The 17,512-nt window shown below is 62.2% G+C and carries 12 protein-coding genes and 2 pseudogenes; 10 read left to right on the top strand and 4 right to left on the bottom strand.

The window, feature by feature from the left end:
* Window positions 1-256 precede the first annotated feature (256 nt).
* On the bottom strand, window positions 257-1,681 hold the full coding sequence (locus FXB41_RS19380) for a methyl-accepting chemotaxis protein (RefSeq protein WP_219682867.1): 1,425 nt from the start codon (window positions 1,679-1,681) through the stop codon (window positions 257-259).
* Window positions 1,682-1,790: 109 nt separating this feature from the next.
* On the bottom strand, window positions 1,791-3,539 hold the full coding sequence (locus FXB41_RS19375; protein ID WP_219682866.1) for a methyl-accepting chemotaxis protein: 1,749 nt from the start codon (window positions 3,537-3,539) through the stop codon (window positions 1,791-1,793).
* Between the two features lie 206 nt (window positions 3,540-3,745).
* Between FXB41_RS19375 and FXB41_RS19370 the strand changes: the two genes are divergently transcribed.
* The 9 genes and pseudogenes from FXB41_RS19370 to FXB41_RS40890 all read left to right on the top strand — a co-directional run.
* Window positions 3,746-4,492: a YebC/PmpR family DNA-binding transcriptional regulator gene (locus FXB41_RS19370; protein WP_007599968.1), complete on the top strand. Its 747-nt coding sequence runs from the start codon at window positions 3,746-3,748 to the stop codon at window positions 4,490-4,492.
* Window positions 4,493-4,563: 71 nt separating this feature from the next.
* On the top strand, window positions 4,564-5,091 hold the full coding sequence (ruvC, locus tag FXB41_RS19365; RefSeq protein ID WP_007599969.1) for a crossover junction endodeoxyribonuclease RuvC: 528 nt from the start codon (window positions 4,564-4,566) through the stop codon (window positions 5,089-5,091).
* The gene (gene ruvA, locus FXB41_RS19360; protein WP_007599970.1) at window positions 5,088-5,705 is read left to right on the top strand and encodes a Holliday junction branch migration protein RuvA; all 618 of its coding nucleotides are present in this window, start codon (window positions 5,088-5,090) and stop codon (window positions 5,703-5,705) included. Before ruvC ends, ruvA begins: the two co-directional genes overlap by 4 nt.
* Entirely contained in the window at window positions 5,702-6,232 is a 531-nt protein-coding gene (locus FXB41_RS19355; protein WP_219682865.1) for a hypothetical protein, read from the top strand. Before ruvA ends, FXB41_RS19355 begins: the two co-directional genes overlap by 4 nt.
* Window positions 6,229-7,281 carry a Holliday junction branch migration DNA helicase RuvB gene (gene ruvB / locus FXB41_RS19350; RefSeq protein ID WP_219682864.1) on the top strand — a complete coding sequence of 351 codons (1,053 nt, stop codon included), beginning with the start codon at window positions 6,229-6,231 and terminating at the stop codon, window positions 7,279-7,281. The genes FXB41_RS19355 and ruvB overlap by 4 nt, the downstream gene beginning before the upstream one ends.
* 129 nt (window positions 7,282-7,410) lie before the next feature.
* Complete coding sequence (locus FXB41_RS19345; protein WP_219682863.1) at window positions 7,411-8,328, top strand: metallophosphoesterase; 918 nt, start codon at window positions 7,411-7,413, stop codon at window positions 8,326-8,328.
* Between the two features lie 50 nt (window positions 8,329-8,378).
* Window positions 8,379-8,570 carry a type II toxin-antitoxin system VapB family antitoxin gene (locus FXB41_RS19340; protein WP_007599974.1) on the top strand — a complete coding sequence of 64 codons (192 nt, stop codon included), beginning with the start codon at window positions 8,379-8,381 and terminating at the stop codon, window positions 8,568-8,570.
* The gene (locus FXB41_RS19335) at window positions 8,567-8,938 is read left to right on the top strand and encodes a type II toxin-antitoxin system VapC family toxin (RefSeq protein ID WP_007599975.1); all 372 of its coding nucleotides are present in this window, start codon (window positions 8,567-8,569) and stop codon (window positions 8,936-8,938) included. Before FXB41_RS19340 ends, FXB41_RS19335 begins: the two co-directional genes overlap by 4 nt.
* A pseudogene (locus FXB41_RS40890) lies at window positions 8,935-9,024 on the top strand (4-hydroxybenzoyl-CoA thioesterase); the annotation flags it as partial. The gene FXB41_RS19335 and the pseudogene FXB41_RS40890, both read left to right, overlap by 4 nt.
* On the opposite strand, the gene FXB41_RS19330 reads toward FXB41_RS40890, so the two are convergent.
* On the bottom strand, window positions 9,006-10,709 hold the full coding sequence (locus FXB41_RS19330; protein WP_219682862.1) for a recombinase family protein: 1,704 nt from the start codon (window positions 10,707-10,709) through the stop codon (window positions 9,006-9,008). The pseudogene FXB41_RS40890 and the gene FXB41_RS19330 sit on opposite strands and share 19 nt — an antisense overlap.
* 734 nt (window positions 10,710-11,443) lie before the next feature.
* Window positions 11,444-11,604 (bottom strand): annotated as a pseudogene (locus FXB41_RS19325) (IS256 family transposase); the annotation flags it as partial.
* A gap of 1,475 nt (window positions 11,605-13,079) precedes the next feature.
* On the opposite strand from FXB41_RS19325, the gene FXB41_RS19320 reads away from it, so the two are divergent.
* On the top strand, window positions 13,080-16,184 hold the full coding sequence (locus tag FXB41_RS19320; protein WP_219682861.1) for an efflux RND transporter permease subunit: 3,105 nt from the start codon (window positions 13,080-13,082) through the stop codon (window positions 16,182-16,184).
* The last annotated feature ends 1,328 nt before the right edge of the window (window positions 16,185-17,512 follow it).

Raw genomic sequence — 17,512 nt, 5'->3', positions numbered from 1 at the left:
ATAGAGCCGCATATTCCCAAGGGGAGAAGGGAAGAGGAAGGAATGGAAATTTCGGAATAATAGCATCCTACGCCTGTTTTGCCCGACGGCGCAACGGCTTCAACAGGCCCTCGTTCAACAGGCCCTGGATCGGACGGATTCAACAGGCGCTTAAGCCATTGATTCCACTCGCCCCGGCTACTGTGCATGGGGTTGTTTTCGAGGTTTTTGATTCAGGGAGGCCCTGGTCGCCGCTGTAAGCGCGTCGCGACGACCGTCAGCTCTGCCGAAAGCCCATCCGGAAGGCGCCCCAGTGCTTGCCGCGGATCATGATCGGCGAGGACAGGTCCTTCATCAGCACGAACTGCCCGCCGCCCATGTCGCGGCGGTAGGTCTGCAGCAGGAACGGCTTGGTGTTAGCCGCGACCTTCTGCACCGCGCGATCGGTGAACAGGCGGCGGTTGCGGCAATTGGCATTATTCCAGACCGGATCCTTGCCCTGCGGCAGACGGTAGTTCGGGTTGTGCGTTGGCAGATAGCCGCCCTTGGCCCAGGCGACGCAGAACACGATGCGGGGATCGGACTTCTGAATCGGATCCTGGATCGCTGGCAGCACGCGGTCGGTGAAGTCGACATAGCCAGTGTTGTACTGCTTGGGATCGGTGCCGGGGATTTCCCGGTAATTCTCGTCCATAAACTGGTCGAGCGTGATCTCGCCGCGGCCGATGGCGGCTTCGAACTCGTCGGAGATCCGCTTGGCGGTCTCGACCACGATTCTGATCAGCGGCGCATCCGACGTCTCGACGCCGCTGTCGGCGATCAGCGCGATCAGGCCTTCGGACGTGTCGAGCAGTTTGGTCACGCGCTGATCGGCGTTCTTGAGATCGCGCGAGGAGAGGTCAACGCCCTTGGCGAGCTCGTTGAGCTCGCTGATGACGGTGTCGCAATGTCCGAGATTGGAGGTCGCGGCGCGCGTGACGCTGCCGATCTCCGCTTCCACGGAGGCGAAGCCCTGCTGGACCCGCGAGATGATGCCGGAGATCCGCTGGGCGCCTTCGCCGGCCGTCTTCGCGCGCTGCGAGGCATCGCTGCTCTCGCCGATCAGGCCTTCGATCTGGCCGTCGAGATCGCGCACGGTGTCGGAGATCTGGTGTGTGGCCTGGCGGGTGGCTTCCGCGAGGTTCTTGACCTCGCTTGCGACCACCGCGAAGCCGCGGCCGGCATTGCCGGCGCGTGCCGCCTCGATGGTGGCGTTGAGCGCGAGCAGGTTGGTCTGCTTCGCGATCGCCTCGATCGAGCCGGACACTTTTGCGACTTGTGCCAGCGCGGAGCCGACGGCGCTGAGCCGCGCCTCGATCCGCTCCACCGCCGCGACGAGCTCGGAGATGTGGCTGACCGCGGCATCGACCGCGCCACGCGACTGCGCGATCTCGCCGACCGCCGCTGATGTGGTCGTTTGCACCGCCTGTGACGCATTGGCGATGTCGTGATTGGCCGAGACCATCGTCTCGGCGGTTTCCTGGAGGTGATGGAACCGCTCCGACTGGTTCGCGACGCGGCTTGCGACTTCCTGGACGTTGCCGGCGATGTCAGCGAGTTCCACGCCGAGGCCGCCGATGCGGTCGGCGAGCTGATCGATCAGCCGTTCGGAAAGTGTTCGGTTGGAGCCGGTGTCCAGTACTGCAAGTTGTACGACGGACATGTCTTGAGAGTCCTCCAGTCAGAGCCGTTCGCCGGCTCTCCGCGGCATTCCCATTCCAATTCCGGTCTTAAGAGGTGATTCGCGCGTTGGCGTCTTGCCTGAGCGCGCACTAGAGCTTGTAGGCCGTCCTGAATCCGCCCCAGTGCCGGCCCTGCACGCGGATCGGAACGTCGATCTCGCGCATCATCACCGTATTGCCGTTGCCCATGTCGCGCGCATAGCTCTGCACCAGATACGAGCGCAGGTTGCGCGCGGCGGCCAACCCCGCCGGATCGTTGAACATCCGCCGGTTGCGGCTATTGGCCGTGTTCCAGGCGGCATCGCCCGGCCGCTGCGGATGCGAGTAGATTCTGTTGTGCACCGGCAGGAACCCGTTGCGATCGACCATGGCGCAGAACGCCAGGCGCGGGTCCTTTGCCAAAAAGGCTTCCTGGAACGCCGGCAGCGCGCGGTCGGCCCAGTCGAGATATTTGGTGCGGTACTGCTGTGGATTGGTTCCGGCGATCTCGACATAATCGGTGTCGAAGAGCTCGTCGATCTTCACCTCGCCGCGGGCAATCGCCTGCTCGAAGATTCCGGTCAGCGCGTTACCGGCCTCCATGGCGCGGGTGACGAACTCCGTATTTTCCTCGTGGATCGACCAGAGCCTGTCCTCGATCTTCTCGCTGAGCGTTGCATCGGGATGGACGAAGTGCGCGCGGGCGCCGGCCTTGGATTGCTCGACTACGCGCAGGCGGCAGGCGCCGACGCCTTCGAGGGTGCCTTCGATCATGGCTTGCGATGCAAGGCGGCCCGCGTCCGCGCCGCCGATCAGCACGCCGTCCATCGCTATCTCGTAGACCGGCAGCACCCCGCGGGCGGTTTCGAGCTTGAGATGGCAGGGCAGCCGTTCGGTCTTGCGGCGGTCGTCGTGCTCGCTCTGGCGCAGCAGCACGGCGCAGCGCGATTTCAATTTCTGTGCGAAGGCGGTCACGGCCTTGCCTGCGCTGGCGACGTTCTCGCCGTGGCTCTCGGCCGCCTTGGTCGCGGCATCGATCTCGGCCGCGCTTTCGCCGACCGAGATGATGAACTCCGATGCGCTTGTCGCGTTGCCGGAGACTTCGCTGGTGGTGGCGTTCTGTTCGGCGACCGCGCCGTTGACGGTCTCGAAGACCGGGCGGATGGCCTCGATCGCCTGCGAGATGCGGTGCACCGCATCCGCGGAGCCGGCGGCGTCGCGCTGCAGCGCGTCGATCTTTTTGGTGATCTCCTCCGTCGCGCCCTGGGTCTGCACCGCGAGTGCCTTGACCTCGGTGGCGACGACCGCAAAGCCTCTTCCCGCAGCGCCCGCGCGCGCGGCCTCGATGGTCGAGTTGAGCGCGAGCAGCGTCGTCTGCCGTGCGATCTGTGCGATCAGATTGACGACGTTGCCGATGGCGGCCGAGGATTCGCGCAAGCGGTCGACATTGGCGCGGGCTTCCTGTGCCGCGGCGCTGGCCTCGTCGGCGAGCTTGCCGGCCTCGCGAACCTGGGCCCCGATGCCTAGCGCCGACTGGGTGAATTTGTCGGCGGCATGGGCGAAGGTGGAGGCGTTCGATTGCGCGGCGTTGGTCCGGCCGGTGAGGGCGTCGGTACGGTCGCGAATGGCGGCAAGCGTCGTGGCGGTCGCCTCGGCACCGCCGGCCACCGAATTGGCGGCGCGCTCGAGCTGGCGAATCATCGCGCCCAGCTCGAGTTCCAGCAGTTCCAGGATTTCTTTGGCCGAATCGCTTTCGACGGCCACGGCAGACTCGGAATGGGCCGCCGGCTGCGCAGCCTGCGGGGCGGCCGCAGTTGCAGCCATGTCCGGCAGACGCTTCCGAAATAGTCCGAACGCCATCAGCTCTCTCTTGTCGGGGGACGGTCGGGCGCTATTTTCGCAAGCTGGAATGAAATCAGGGTTAACGATGCCTGACATCTAGGCACGGGCCCGTACGGTGTTACCTTAAAGTCGTAGAGCCTCTTTCTTTCCAGTGGGGTGGCGGCCTATAAGGCCGCGCTTCCCACGCTCACCTTGGCGCACGATTCCCCTAGAGAAGATCACGCATGGCCGGACATTCCCAATTCAAGAACATCATGCACCGCAAGGGGCGGCAGGATGCCCAGAAGTCGAAACTGTTCGGCAAGCTGGCGCGGGAAATCACCGTCGCGGCCAAGCTGGGGACGCCCGACCCCAACATGAACCCGCGCCTGCGTGCGGCCATCACCGCGGCGCGCCAGGAGAACATGCCGAAGGACAATATCGAGCGCGCCGTAAAGAAGGCGCTCGGCAATGACGGCGAGAATTACGACGAAATCCGCTACGAGGGTTACGGCCCCGGCGGCGTTGCCGTTATCGTCGAGGCGCTGACCGACAACCGTAACCGCGCGGCTTCCGACATCCGCTCCTTCTTCACCAAGTCCGGCGGCAATCTCGGTGAAACCGGCTCGGTGTCCTTCATGTTCGATCGCACCGGCATCGTCGAATACGACCGCAGCGTCGCCTCCGACGATGCCGTGCTGGATGCCGCGATCGAGGCCGGCGCCGACGACGTGATCTCGAGCGAAGGCGGCCACGAGATCTACGCCTCGACCGAAGGCTATCGCGACGTCGCCAAGGCGCTGGAGGCCAAGTTCGGCGAGCCGCGCAAGGCCGCGCTGATCTGGAAGCCGCAGAACACGGTCGCGGTCGACGACGAGACCGGCGAGAAGCTGCTCAAGCTGATAGACCTGCTGAACGAGCACGACGACGTCCAGCACGTCTACGCCAATTTCGAGGTGTCGGACGCGCTGCTGGCGAAGATGGGCGGGTAGGGGGCCACTTCCCCTGTTACTTTCGTTCTGTTTCTGTTTCCCCCACGGCAGCCAGCCGCTATCACTGGCTCATGACGACGCTCCCGATTCGTGGCCCCGTTCGCATCATCGGCATCGACCCTGGCTTGCGCCGTACCGGTTGGGGCGTGATCGAGGCCGAGGGCAACCGCCTGATCTACGTCGCCTGTGGCTCGGTGGAGCCGCCGGACGATTTGCCGCTGGCGAGCCGGCTGCTCGCGATCCATGAGGGGCTCGCCGCCGTCCTGTCCGGTCACAAGCCGATGGAAGCCGCGGTCGAGCAGACTTTCGTCAACAAGGACGGCGTCGCGACGCTGAAGCTCGGCCAGGCCCGCGGCGTCGCCATGCTCGCCCCCGCGATGTTCGGCATCAGTGTTGCCGAATACGCGCCGAACCAGGTGAAAAAGACGGTGGTCGGCGCCGGCCACGCCGACAAGCAGCAGATCGCGATGATGCTCAAGATTTTGCTGCCGAAGGCCGATCCGCCGTCCGCGGACGCCGCCGACGCGCTCGCCATCGCCATCACCCACGCCCATCATCGCCAGAGCACCGCGCTGCGGCTGAAGGTGGCAGGCTTATGATCGGCAAGCTCAAGGGCCTGATCGATTCCTACGGCGAGGATTTCGTCATCCTTGATGTTGGCGGTGTCGGTTATCAGGTGCATTGCTCGACGCGCACGCTGCAGCATCTGCCCTCGCCGGGCGAGGCCGCCGTGCTGTCGATCGAGACCTATGTTCGCGAGGATCAGATCAAACTGTTCGGCTTCCGCAGCGACCAGGAGCGCGAGTGGTTTCGCCTGCTCCAGACCGTGCAGGGCGTCGGCGCCAAGGTCGCGCTCGCCGTGCTCGGCACGCTACAGCCGTCCGATCTCGCCAACGCGATCGCGTTGCGTGACAAGGCTGCGGTGACGCGCACGCCCGGTGTCGGTCCCAAGGTCGCCGAGCGCATCGTCACCGAATTGAAGGACAAGGCGCCGGCCTTCTCCAATGTCGATCCGGCGGTCGTGCACCTCGCCGGCGCTGTCGATGACCAGCGCGCCCCGCGGCCGGTCGCGGATGCGATCTCCGCACTGGTCAATCTCGGCTACGGCCAGCCGCAGGCTGCGGCCGCGATCGCATCGGCCTCGCGCAGCGCGGGCGAGAGCGCCGAGACCGCGCAGCTCATCCGGCTGGGCCTGAAGGAGCTGTCGAAGTGAATGCGGCCCGCGCCAATCCCGTCGCCGGTCTTTTTCGCCGCCTTTCGCGCGTGGCCGGCATCGTCGTGATCTTCTCCGTTGTGGGGCCGCTGACGGTCGCCACGCTGGTTTCGGTGATGGTGGCGACGCTCGGGGCCGCGGTGCTGCAGATGTTTCTTGCGCTCGTCGAGCTGGAAGCACTGCGCACCCTGGTTTCGATCGCGATCGTGCTGCTGGCCATCGCCACGGTTCTCGCCTCGTTCCTTCCCGCAGTCGCCGCCGGCTTGATCTTCGCGCTTGCCGCGGTCTACGCCGACCTCAACATGATCTGGATGGCGTGGCTCGCCGCGGCCGTGGCCGCCGCCGGGTTCGTCGGGTTTGGCATGTTCGTTGTGCCCTCCGAAACCTCGGCGGTGATCTTGCCGAGTGTCCGTTCCGCGCCTGAGGCGCTGAAGCTTTCCGCCATGCTCGCCGTCGTCGCTGTCATCCCGGCGAGCCTGTGCTGGTGGCTCGCGAAACCGCTGCACCGTGTTATCCTGCCCGCATGAGCACGCCTCCCCGCATGGTCACGCCCGAGCGCCGCAGCGATGATGTCGGCGACACTGCGCTGCGCCCGCAATCGCTGTCCGACTTCGTCGGCCAGCAGCAGGCGCGCAAGAATCTGTCCATCTTCATCGAGGCGGCGCGCAAGCGCGGCGAGGCGCTGGATCACGTGCTGTTCGTCGGCCCGCCGGGCCTCGGCAAGACCACGCTGGCGCAGATCGTGGCCAAGGAGCTCGGCGTCGGCTTTCGCGCCACGTCAGGCCCGGTGATCGCCAAGGCCGGCGATCTCGCAGCACTCCTCACCAATCTCGAAGAGCGCGATGTGCTCTTCATCGACGAGATCCATCGCCTGAGCCCGGCAGTGGAAGAAGTGCTTTATCCCGCGATGGAGGATTTCCAGCTCGACCTCATCATCGGCGAGGGCCCGGCGGCGCGTTCGGTGAAGATCGAGCTGTCGAAATTCACTCTCGTCGGCGCCACCACCCGGGCCGGCCTGCTCACCAATCCCTTGCGCGATCGTTTCGGCATTCCGGTCCGGCTCAATTTCTACACCATCGAGGAGCTGGAAAGCATCGTCACCCGGGGCGCCCGCGTGCTCAACGTCGGCATGAGCGTGGATGGCGCCAACGAGATCGCGCGCCGCGCGCGTGGCACGCCGCGTATCGCCGGCCGGCTGTTACGCCGCGTGCGCGATTTTGCTTCGGCGGCCGATGCCGACAGGATCGATCGCAAGATTGCCGACCACGCGCTGAGCGCGCTCGAGGTTGACGCCGCCGGCCTCGATGCCATGGACCGCCGTTACCTCACGACCATCGCGCAGAACTATGGCGGCGGTCCGGTCGGCGTCGAGACGATGGCCGCCGCTCTGTCGGAGCCGCGCGATGCGATCGAAGACATCATCGAGCCTTATCTGATCCAGTGTGGCTATCTGCAGCGGACCCCGCGCGGCCGCCTGCTCACCTCGCACGCCTTCCGCCATCTCGGCATCAGCGAGCCCTCGCGCGATGCGGCGGCACAGATCGGCCTGTTCGGCACCGACGAGAGCGACGACTGATCTACGCAACTGCAGACTGCTCGCGCCGTCATGAATTTCCGGTGATCTCGTGCAGAGGGTCTGCACAAACCCACCCCATTTCCGCTCCAATAGGATCGCATCAAGAAGCCGCATCACGATCGGGCTGCCATGATCACGCGCCGTCATTTCTTCCGTTCCATCGGCGGCCTGTCCGCCCTCGGCGTATCGACCGCGGCCTATGGCGTCGGCGTCGAGCCGGTCCTGCGGCTTCGCGTCACCCGCTATCATCCGACGCCGCGGCAATGGCCCGCGGACTTTCCGCTGAAGATCGCCGTGATCGCCGACATCCATGCCTGCGATCCCTGGATGTCACTGGAGCGGATCGATTCCATCGTCGAGCGCACCAACGCACTGAACGCGGATATCATCGTGCTGCTCGGCGACTATGTCGCCGGCTTGCACCAGGTCACGCGCATCATTCCGGCGAACGAATGGGCCAAGGTGCTGGCCGGTCTGAAAGCGCCGCTCGGCGTCCATGCCGTCATGGGCAATCATGATTATTGGGCGGACAGGACCGTGCAGCAGGTGGGGCACGGGCCGACGGTCGCGCATCGCGCGCTGGAGGCGGCCGGCATTCCTGTCTACGAGAACGACGTCGTGCGGCTCGCCAAGGACGGCCGCGCGTTCTGGCTCGCTGGCCTCGGCGATCAGCTCGCCTTTCTGCCGGCGCGCCGCTTCCGGAGCACGGGGCGCTTCGGCGCTGACGATCTCGACGCGACGCTTGCCAAGGCCACCGACGATGCGCCGATCATCCTGCTCGCGCATGAGCCCAATATCGCGCCGCGCGTGCCCGCCCGCGTCGCGCTGCAACTGTCCGGCCACACCCATGGCGGCCAGATCCGCCTGCTCGGCTGGTCGCCGGCAGTTTCGCGGCAGCATGGCCTGCGGCTCGCCTATGGTCACTTCCGGCTCAAATGCGACCTCATCGTTTCCGGCGGCCTCGGTTGCAGCCTTATGCCGGTCCGCGTCGGCGTGCCGCCGGAGATCGTCGAGGTGACGCTGGGGCGGGGGCCGGTGGTGATCTAAGGCATGGAATTCTGCATCAAATGATGCTATATTCGATGTAGAGGTGCCCCATGAGAACGACGATCGCGATAGACGACGAGCTTTTTGCCAAGGCGCAGGAATTTGCTGGCGTCAGCGAAAAGGCAGCCGTCGTTAGGGAAGCCTTGATAGCCTTCGTTGAACGGGAGGCCGCACGCCGTCTCGCGCGGATGGGAGGTACCGAACCCAACGCCAAGGCTCCGCCGCGCCGCCGGCCCAAGTGAAAGTCCTGGCGGACACGTCGATCTGGATCGACCACTTCCGCCGCACGGATGGACGGCTTGCTGGCCTCCTCGATCACGGTGACATCGTTATTCATCCGTTCGTGATCGGCGAATTGCTCCTGGGGCGCGTGTCGAAGGCTTCTGACATGCTTGATGAACTGAACCTCCTCCCTAAGGCGACGATCGCCAGCAATAGCGAAGTCTTAGAGTTTATCGTTAAGCGAAAGTTGTCCGGATTGGGCATTGGGTGTGTCGATGCCCACTTGCTCGCATCGACGATGTTGACAGTCGAGGCAACAATCTGGACACGTGACAAGCGATTGCTTGCGGCAGCTCGGTCGTTGAAATTGGCTGCCGATATCCAATGAGTACGCCGATGTCTCATCTCGACGGCGAGATCCGCGACGGCCGCCACCGCATGCAGGTCCGCGTCTATTACGAGGACACGGATTTCCCTGACTTGCCATTGTCGTAGTATGCAAACGTGCTGATCTCTCGCTCCTTGCTGCGGTTTTCGGGAAAAAGGTTCTTTCCGCAAAGCGCGGAGCTGTTCAGGTAGGGCGTATATTCGTAGGGCATCCGCTTGCGAACCGGATGCACTACTATGCATTCAATCAAGTTGCGGAAGGCAATGCGAGTTTCGATCGCCTTCGGATTGGTTTTGAGCGCGGTGATAAGCCTTCTAACCTCCGAGGAGTATCGGTCACTGAATTTCGGGCGATCGAAGCCAACTATATTTTCGCCGCCACCGCCCAGCAGCCGCAAGCGCTCTTCAACGCTTTCCCGCTCCAGGTCGCACTCATCGATCCGCTTGAGCAATTCGTCCGGCTTGCGGCGGCTATTTGCGATGGCATAAGAGAGGCGTTCGATCTCGGTAGTCAATACGCGGCGTCGACGCTCTAGCTTATTGTGTTCGCTGCCATTGTTCCGATCGTTTTTGCGCTCCTCCTTCCAAGTACGCATCGCCTCTTCAATGGCTTTCGGCGAAAGCAATTTCACCTGGATTTTTTCGGAGGCATCCTCGAGCAGAACGTCCATATCAAAGCTACGGGTGTGCTCGCAGGTGCCCCGCTGATGCGCGCTCGCGCATGCCGCGCGCGGCGCACCGTTACGCGAGGATTGAGCGATTCGCATATGGCCATTGCAGACGCCACACCGGAGCACACCGGCAAGCGGGTGCTCATTGTTGCGCGGACTCACGGCGCGACGCCGCGGCTGGCCAGTCGGTCCGAACATAGATACCGCGCGCACCCTACGAACCTTCTGCGCTAGCTCCCAGAGCCCTTGCGGAACGATCCGCAGCTCTGGCTTTTTGACGATAATGTGGCGTTCTGCTGGATTGCGGCGCTTCTGTTTCTTCTGCGTCTCTGGGTTAAGAATTGTCGAGCGAACGTTCCAATGTATCTCGCCGATGTATAGTTCGTTGCCGATAATGCCGCGACCATGCCGACCGCCTGTGATGCACTGATGGTTCCAGGTGGTGCGACCCGCCTTGTTCTTGTGACGAGTTGCCCCTGGTGAGGGCACGCCTTCGCGGGTGAGGTCAGCGGCGATAGTTCGGGTCGAGCGGCCCGCTGCATATTCTTTGAAGATGCGGAGCACAATCTTTGCTTCGTTCTCATCGATTACGCGCTCGCCGGGCGCGCCCGGCCTTGGCCGATAACCATAGGCGTATGAGCCCGGAATTCTTCCGTTCGCAACAGCGTTGTCATGGCCGCGCCGAACCTTTTCGGCGAGCTGCGGCTTGTAAATCGTGTTGTACAGACTTGCGATGCTAATGTCAGTGGCGGTCGCGTAGACTCCTTTCTGATCCATCAGCTCAACGCCGTTGAACTCGAAAACCTGCTTGAGACGCTGGATGGTTGCGGGATCGCGCGACAAGCGGTCGAAATGCTCAACGACGACTACGTCAAACTGCCGGCTTCGCACACCGTTGAGCAAGCGCTGATAGCCGTCCCGCGCACCTTCGGTAAGACCAGATTTTGCGGCATCCACAAACTCGCCGACGACATCGAGGTTGTTGCGCAATGCGACCTTGCGGCAGAGTAACAGCTGACCGTCAATCGAGCTCGCCTTTTGCATGTCGCTCGAATAGCGCGCGTATATTACGGCCGTTTTCTTCGATGACGGTGTCGTCATGCCGGTCCTCTATCGGCTGCCCCGAGCCATGATTTTCATCCCGTGCGATCTGACGTCCGATGGCGCGCGCCAACTCAAACCAGATTTCCTCATTGTCCGGATTATCCCAGCTCTGAGGATGGGAGGGGGCAAGCGGTCGAATGGTCGCTCGTTGTCTTCGGAAAGATCGAATGCGGGTAGGCATTTGCAAACTCGCGAGCGGAAGCTAGCGTAAATTTCCGCGCTGCGCTACGGCCAAGCCGCAGCGATTACTCGCAACGCGTCCCTCATGCTGGCTTCGGCAGCGTCGAATGAAAATGAAATTCGTCAAGTGCCGCAGCGTGCGTGAGGGCATTCCTGGCGATGAGGCGCGTAGTCCAGAGCAGAAATGCTAAGCAAAGCGGAGTAAAAATACTGTCGGCGGCGTAAGTTTGTTATCGGGTGCGGGTGCGGGTGCCCGGTGCGTAGGAGCCGTCCTCGGTTCCCCACAGATTGTAGTGGCTGCCGCAGAGCCCCGGCGAACTGTAACGTTCAGCCCAGACGCGGTGGTCCGAGCCCAAGGAGCCTTCGATGATTGGGTCTTTTCTTATTCCGCTTGTTCGATCGCTCTTGCGTCGAGGCTCCAAGAGCTAGCAATCGCGTCTTCGTGAGCTCCGCAGTAGGGCGCGAAAAGCACTGTCAGAAATACTCGTGTTCCTCAGCATGCTGTAACTGGCGCTCGGGCAACCGGTTCGCCGGCAAGAGGGCCGCGCCGCTCAGCTGGCGGCCGGAAGGCTGACGCTCGAATCATCGCGCAAAGGCGCGATGGTTTTCAGCGTCATGTAACGGGCGCGCTGGACGGCCCATTGTCGTTCTGTTCGAGCAGGACCGCTCCAATGAGGCGAACCATGGCCTTCTCCTTGGGGAACATGCCGACCATATGTCCAAACCGGTTCACAGCCCTGCTGCACCACATCGAGAAAGACGCTCTGCTTCGGGCGTTTCGACGACAAAAGCCCGCAGGCCGGCGCGGAGGTCGATGGGATAAGGGAGGCAAAGTACGAAGAGGGGCTCACGGGCCAATCCGCGATCTCTGCGCACGGGTCCACACTGTCCCTACCGGCTACAGCCGGTGCGGCGCGTCTACATCCCCAAGCCGACGGGGTAGGCGGCCTCTCGGTGTGCCGGCCGCTAGAGGACAAGATCGTCCAAAGCGCGGTGGCCGAGGTGTTGAGCGCCGCCTATGAGGTCGAATTCCTCGGGTTCTCCTACGGCTTCCGGCCGGGGCGGAATCCTCAGATGGAGCTTGATGCCCTGCATCCCGCTATCATGACATATCCAGTGTCTTCGATTCGGTCGACCACGAGTGAAAGCTGCGGATGGTGGCGCACAGGATTGCCGATCCTCGTATCCTGCAGCTCATCAAGATGCGGCTGCGAGCTGGCGTTCGTGAGAGCGGCGAGAAGCAGGACACACGCCGCAAAGGGCAGGATCAGTCCGCTCCTTTCCAACATCTTCCTGCATTACCTCCTCGATCGCTGGGTCGACCACTGGAGCGGTCGCCACGCACGCGGTCGCGTTGTGACCGTGCGCTTTGCGCACGACTTCGTCATCGGCTTCGAGAGCAAGGCAGATGCCCAGGAAATGCTCTTGGCCCTCAAGGCGCGACTGGCCGGCGCTCCATGCGGACAAAACCCGGTTGATCGAGTTGGGCGCGGTTCGCGGCCCTCCCGCGTCAGCCGCGCAGCGAGCGGTGGCCGAGACCTTCGCCTTCCTGACGTTCACTTACTTTGCGGGCGGACCCAAGATGGCCGGTTCATCGTGAAGCACAAGACCGAAGGGAAACGCCTGTGCTCTCGAGCAACATCACAAGTCTCGCGCGGCTCATGCGGGCGTCGCTCGTCGACAAACGTTGGTATAGGTTATGCAACCCGTTCTATATCCCCGGCTTACCTCTGTAGAGTTGAGCTGCCCGTCGGCTTGTCTGTAGTTTCAGCGTCGAAGCTGGATCGTCCGAAGGGTGGGGCGGCGCGAAATCCTAAGCTGAGTTGATAAGTGTGCTGCAAGGCATTGCTGCCATTGAGGCGTGGGACGAGGTTAAATGGAAATACGTCAGCCCACTTCCGCGTTGGAGGTCCATCAGCACATGGTGTGCTCCCTCCAGAAGCAAGACCCAGTGATCTTGGACATCGGCTGCTACGACGGAGCTGACTCTTTACATTGTCTGCGGCTTTGCCCAGAGGCTCAGCTCTACTGGTTCGAGCCGGACCCCCCGGGGCGGTTGCTAGCTTAAGAGAAACATGGGGCTCTACCCTGAGAAGGTCCCCTAGCCACAGTCGCCGCGTTGATGACTGTTGCTGTAGCCTGGCTTACTGGCGAATTTCCGTCAGTCTCTTGAATGCGAGCATCGCGATGGCATTTACCGAGCTCTTCATCAAACGTCCGATATTGTCTATCGTCGTCAGTCTCCTGATCCTGCTGACCGGCATTGGTGCGGCCACCGTTTTGCCAATCCGGCAGTATCCTAAGCTGACCAACACGGTCGTCAATATCACAACCTCTTATCCTGGCGCCTCCGCCGACATGATCCAGGGGTTCATCACCACGCCCCTTGAGCAAGCGCTCGCTTCGGCCGAAGGCGTTGATTACATTACGTCCTCCTCGGTGCTCGGTGCCTCGACGATCCAGGTCTATATCAAGCTCAATTTCGGGCCCAACGAGGCGCTCACTGAAGTGCTCTCCAAGGTCAACTCGGTCAAATATTTAATCCCTAAGGAATCGAACGATCCGGTCGTCACCAAATCTGCCGGTCAGACCACAGCTGTCATGTATATCGCCTTCTCCAGCGAAGAACTGACGGCCAGCGCGATCTCCGACTATCTCTCGCGCGTGGTGCAACCGATTATGTCAACTGTAGACGGCGTCGCAGCGGCAGACATCCTCGGCGGCCAGAGTTTTGCGATGCGGTTATGGCTCGATCCCGCGAGAATGGCGGGCCACGGCGTGTCGCCAGCTGATGTTTCGGCTGCAATCGCGGCCAACAACTTCCAGGCTGCGGCCGGCCAGACTAAGGGCTATTTCACTCTCTCCGACGTCACGGTCAACACTGATCTGCGGAGTGTTGACGACTTCAAGCGCATGATCGTCAAAGCCAACGACGGCGGCTTTGTGCGCATGGAGGACATCGCGACAGTCGAGCTTGCGGCGCAGAGCACAAACGCCAGCGTCGCGATGAACGGCGAACACGCGATCTTCGTCGCCGTGCAGGCGAGCCCAGAAGGTAATCCACTGAACATAGCGCGAGGCGTTCGGGCACTGCTTCCAGAAATGAAGCGCAGCCTGCCGCCATCGCTGAAGATGGAAGTGGCCTACGACTCCACCAAGTTCATCCAATCATCGATAGACGAGGTGGAGAAGACGCTCCTTGAGGCGGTCGCGATCGTGGTGTTGGTGATCTTCCTGTTCCTGGCCTCCCTGCGGTCTGTCATCATTCCGGTCGTCACCATTCCGCTGTCCATTATTGGCGTCTGCAGTATGATGCTGGCGCTGGGGTTCTCATTCAATCTGCTGACCCTCCTTGCGATGGTGCTTGCGATCGGTCTTGTGGTTGATGACGCAATTATCGTGGTGGAGAACGTTCATCGCCATATGGAAGAAGGTGCGTCGCCCGCGCAGGCCGCTACGAATGGCGCGGGCGAGATCGTCGGCCCCGTCCTCTCCATGACGATTACGTTGGCCGCCGTGTACGCGCCCATCGGCTTTCTCGGCGGCCTCACCGGCGCGCTGTTCCGCGAATTCGCGTTTACACTGGCGGGTTCGGTGATCGTGTCGGGCGTGATCGCGTTGACGCTGTCGCCCATGATGTGCGCGGTCTTCCTGAAGAGCGCTGAAGAGGGGCGGTTTGCAAAGTTTGTGAATCGTGTGTTCAGCGCCATGACGCGCTGGTACGGCCGCAAGCTCGACCGCTCGCTCGACTATCGCCCGATTACCGGGCTGTTTGCGCTGACCATGCTGGGCCTCGTCGCCTTTCTGTATATGCACACTTCCAAGGAACTCGCACCCGAGGAGGATCAGGGCATCGTATTCGCACTGACAAAAGCGCCGAAATACGCCAATATTGATTACCTGGATTATTACGGCGCCAAGCTCGACAAGGCACTCCAGAAGTTTCCCGAGACGGATTTTCGCTTCGTGCTCAACGGCATCAGCGGTCCGCAGGGCGGCATGGCCGGGATGTTGCTTAAGCCCTGGGCCGAGCGCAAGCGCTCATCGATCGCGCTGAAATCGCTGGTCCAGGCCGAGCTGTCCAAACTGGAAGGCATCAACGCATTTGCCTTTAGCTTGCCGCCGCTTCCGGGCGGTTCGGGCGGCTTACCAGTGCAGATGGTGATCAAGTCGACGCTCGGTTTCCAGTACATCTACGAGCAGATGTCGGAGCTGAAGGATGCCGCGCGCAAGAGCGGTCTGTTCATGGTCAGCGACTCTGACCTTGAGTTCAACCAGCCGGGGGTGCGAATCAAGGTCGATCGATCCAAGGCGAGCGACCTTGGCATCACCATGCAGAACGTCGGTAGCGCGCTCGCGACCCTCCTTGGCGGAAACTACGTCAATCGCTTCAACCTGCAGGGCCGCTCTTACGAAGTGATCCCGCAGGTGCCGCGCGAGAAACGCCTGACGCCGGAATCACTTGGGAGCTATTATGTCAAGACAGCGGCGGGCTCGATGCTGCCGCTATCGACCGTGGTCTCCATCGAGACTGCGACCAATCCGAACGCACTCACCCACTACAACCAGCTCAACTCCGCGACCTTCCAAGCCGTACCGATGCCCGGCGTCACGATCGGTCAGGCTGTGGACTTCCTCGACCTCGAGGCAATGAAACTGCCCGCAGAGTTCAGCCACGACTTCCTCGGGGACGCCCGTCAATATGTGCAGGAGGGTAACAAACTAGTCATCACCTTTGCGTTTGCACTCATCGTCATTTTCTTGGTGCTCGCGGCGCAGTTCGAAAGTCTGCGCGATCCCCTCATCATCATGTTCAGCGTTCCCATGGCAATCGCCGGCGCCTTAATCCCGCTATTCTTTGGCTTGGCGACGATGAACATCTACACCCAAATCGGACTGTTGACATTGGCTGGGCTGATATCCAAGCACGGTATTCTGATGGTCCAGTTCGCCAATCAGCTGCAGCTCAAGGAGAGACTCGATTCCCGCTCGGCCATCGAGATGGCGGCGCGCGTCCGCCTCCGCCCAATCTTGATGACCACCGCGGCGATGGTCACGGGCCTCTTACCTTTGTTGACCGCAACGGGTGCTGGCGCCGCGAGCCGCTTCTCGATCGGGCTCGTGGTCGTCGCGGGCATGTCCATCGGCACGCTGTTCACGCTTTTCGTGCTGCCGGCGCTCTATGTCGCGATCGCGTCGGATCACCGCGCCGACGCGAGTTCCGATCACGTCCAGAACGCCGCCGAGCTCGCCTTCATCAGAGCATCCGATGCCCACCTGGCCAAGCGATGATCCTAACGATCAACTCGGGTTGCTCGATCGCGCCGCTAGCGTAGCGGCGCTGCTCGCCGACCGCGGTAACTTGATCGCACTGGGTGCCTGCAGTTCATGGCGGCGGACAGGAAGGATGATCCGCGGCTGCTGCGCTTCGTCTCGATCTACTGCTTGCCCGAGGTGAAGGACTACATCGCGACCAAATACGGCCGCTTCATTGTGCAGATGTGGTGAGCGACGGATGCCTGGGAGGGTTTCACGGTCCCTTGCGCGTCCGGAGCTTCAAGCCGGTGGTGCGAAGCTTAGGGGGAATCATGTGTTCGGCGAAGAGCGCGTCGCGGATCCGTTTCTGCTCCGACAGGCGGATGCTGTTGTTACCTGACCGAGCAGGCCACCGCCACGTGATTTGCCGGACATCACGGCAGCATAACTCGCAAGATTGACGTCGCCCGGGACAGGGACAGAATCCATGTTCCCCGAATGGGTGGCGTACCCATTTTTCAATTGGTTCTTGGTGGAGAATTATTCACTTCCTGACCGCGCTGCTGCTGTCTGAAAAGAGACCGCTGATTTGCTGCAGGCTTAGATAGTTGCCAAGAAATTCAATCCCCGCCAATTTTGGGCGCGAAACGAGCCGGCCAAGACGCGATAGTCCGGCGATTACTCGAGCGCGGCCGCCATTCGGCTAAGGTTTGGGGATCGGAGGTTCCCGGGATGAACCCGTGGTCGGTGCGGGCCTGACTGCACTCTATCGGATGCGGCGGGGCGAGGCATCGGTTCCTGTGGACAGCTGTTCGCCCGGTTTACGTCCGCAGCTATTGGTTGGGTGGAAATAACCAGTCGGCCAAGGGATGCATCCGTGACCAGTCAGCGCGGACGCTCGAGTCCGGCACCTCGCCAGCTTCAATTGAGGCTTCGCCCGTCGAAGTTCGAACGGGGGGTATTGACGGCGATGTCTATGGCACGCTCGCTCACATGCGGGCTTGCGCGATCTTGCATCCACCCGTGCTCCTCGCATTGGCGGCTAGCGCCGACCTGCTGCAGCACCAAGTCGCCCAGCCGCAGCGTCCGGGATGGCGGGTCGTCTCGCCGGTACAATCAGCATCGAATTCGCTCCTGAGGACGAATCCCTCAGATCGTTCCGCGGTTAGCACAACGCGGGATTCCGAATCGTTTGGCCGGAAGCTTTTCGAATGCGGTCACGTGATGGGTGTCCTCATAGCCAAACCGGGCGCTCCGGTCGGATCCAAGGGCTCTTCTGTGAGCGCGGAAATCTGGCCGCGGGCGTGGCGGATGAAGAGCCGAATCGCAGATCGAGCAAGTCCGCTTCTGAGCCGAAGAACGAC

Origin of the sequence: Bradyrhizobium canariense (assembly GCF_019402665.1) — a bacterium.
Classification (GTDB): Bacteria; Pseudomonadota; Alphaproteobacteria; order Rhizobiales; family Xanthobacteraceae; genus Bradyrhizobium; species Bradyrhizobium canariense.
Note: the sequence above shows the minus strand (reverse complement) of the source record. Positions and strands in the feature narration are given on the sequence as shown.

What these genes read in the sequence shown, in the direction of transcription:
- FXB41_RS19380 (WP_219682867.1), bottom strand. Translation starts at nt 1,681, where the DNA reads ATGTCCGTCGTACAACTTGCAGTACTGGACACCGGCTCCAACCGAACA.
- FXB41_RS19375 (WP_219682866.1), bottom strand. Translation starts at nt 3,539, where the DNA reads ATGGCGTTCGGACTATTTCGGAAGCGTCTGCCGGACATGGCTGCAACT.
- FXB41_RS19370 (WP_007599968.1), top strand. Translation starts at nt 3,746, where the DNA reads ATGGCCGGACATTCCCAATTCAAGAACATCATGCACCGCAAGGGGCGG.
- ruvC (WP_007599969.1), top strand. Translation starts at nt 4,564, where the DNA reads ATGACGACGCTCCCGATTCGTGGCCCCGTTCGCATCATCGGCATCGAC.
- ruvA (WP_007599970.1), top strand. Translation starts at nt 5,088, where the DNA reads ATGATCGGCAAGCTCAAGGGCCTGATCGATTCCTACGGCGAGGATTTC.
- ruvB (WP_219682864.1), top strand. Translation starts at nt 6,229, where the DNA reads ATGAGCACGCCTCCCCGCATGGTCACGCCCGAGCGCCGCAGCGATGAT.
- FXB41_RS19345 (WP_219682863.1), top strand. Translation starts at nt 7,411, where the DNA reads ATGATCACGCGCCGTCATTTCTTCCGTTCCATCGGCGGCCTGTCCGCC.
- FXB41_RS19340 (WP_007599974.1), top strand. Translation starts at nt 8,379, where the DNA reads ATGAGAACGACGATCGCGATAGACGACGAGCTTTTTGCCAAGGCGCAG.
- FXB41_RS19330 (WP_219682862.1), bottom strand. Translation starts at nt 10,709, where the DNA reads ATGACGACACCGTCATCGAAGAAAACGGCCGTAATATACGCGCGCTAT.
- FXB41_RS19320 (WP_219682861.1), top strand. Translation starts at nt 13,080, where the DNA reads ATGGCATTTACCGAGCTCTTCATCAAACGTCCGATATTGTCTATCGTC.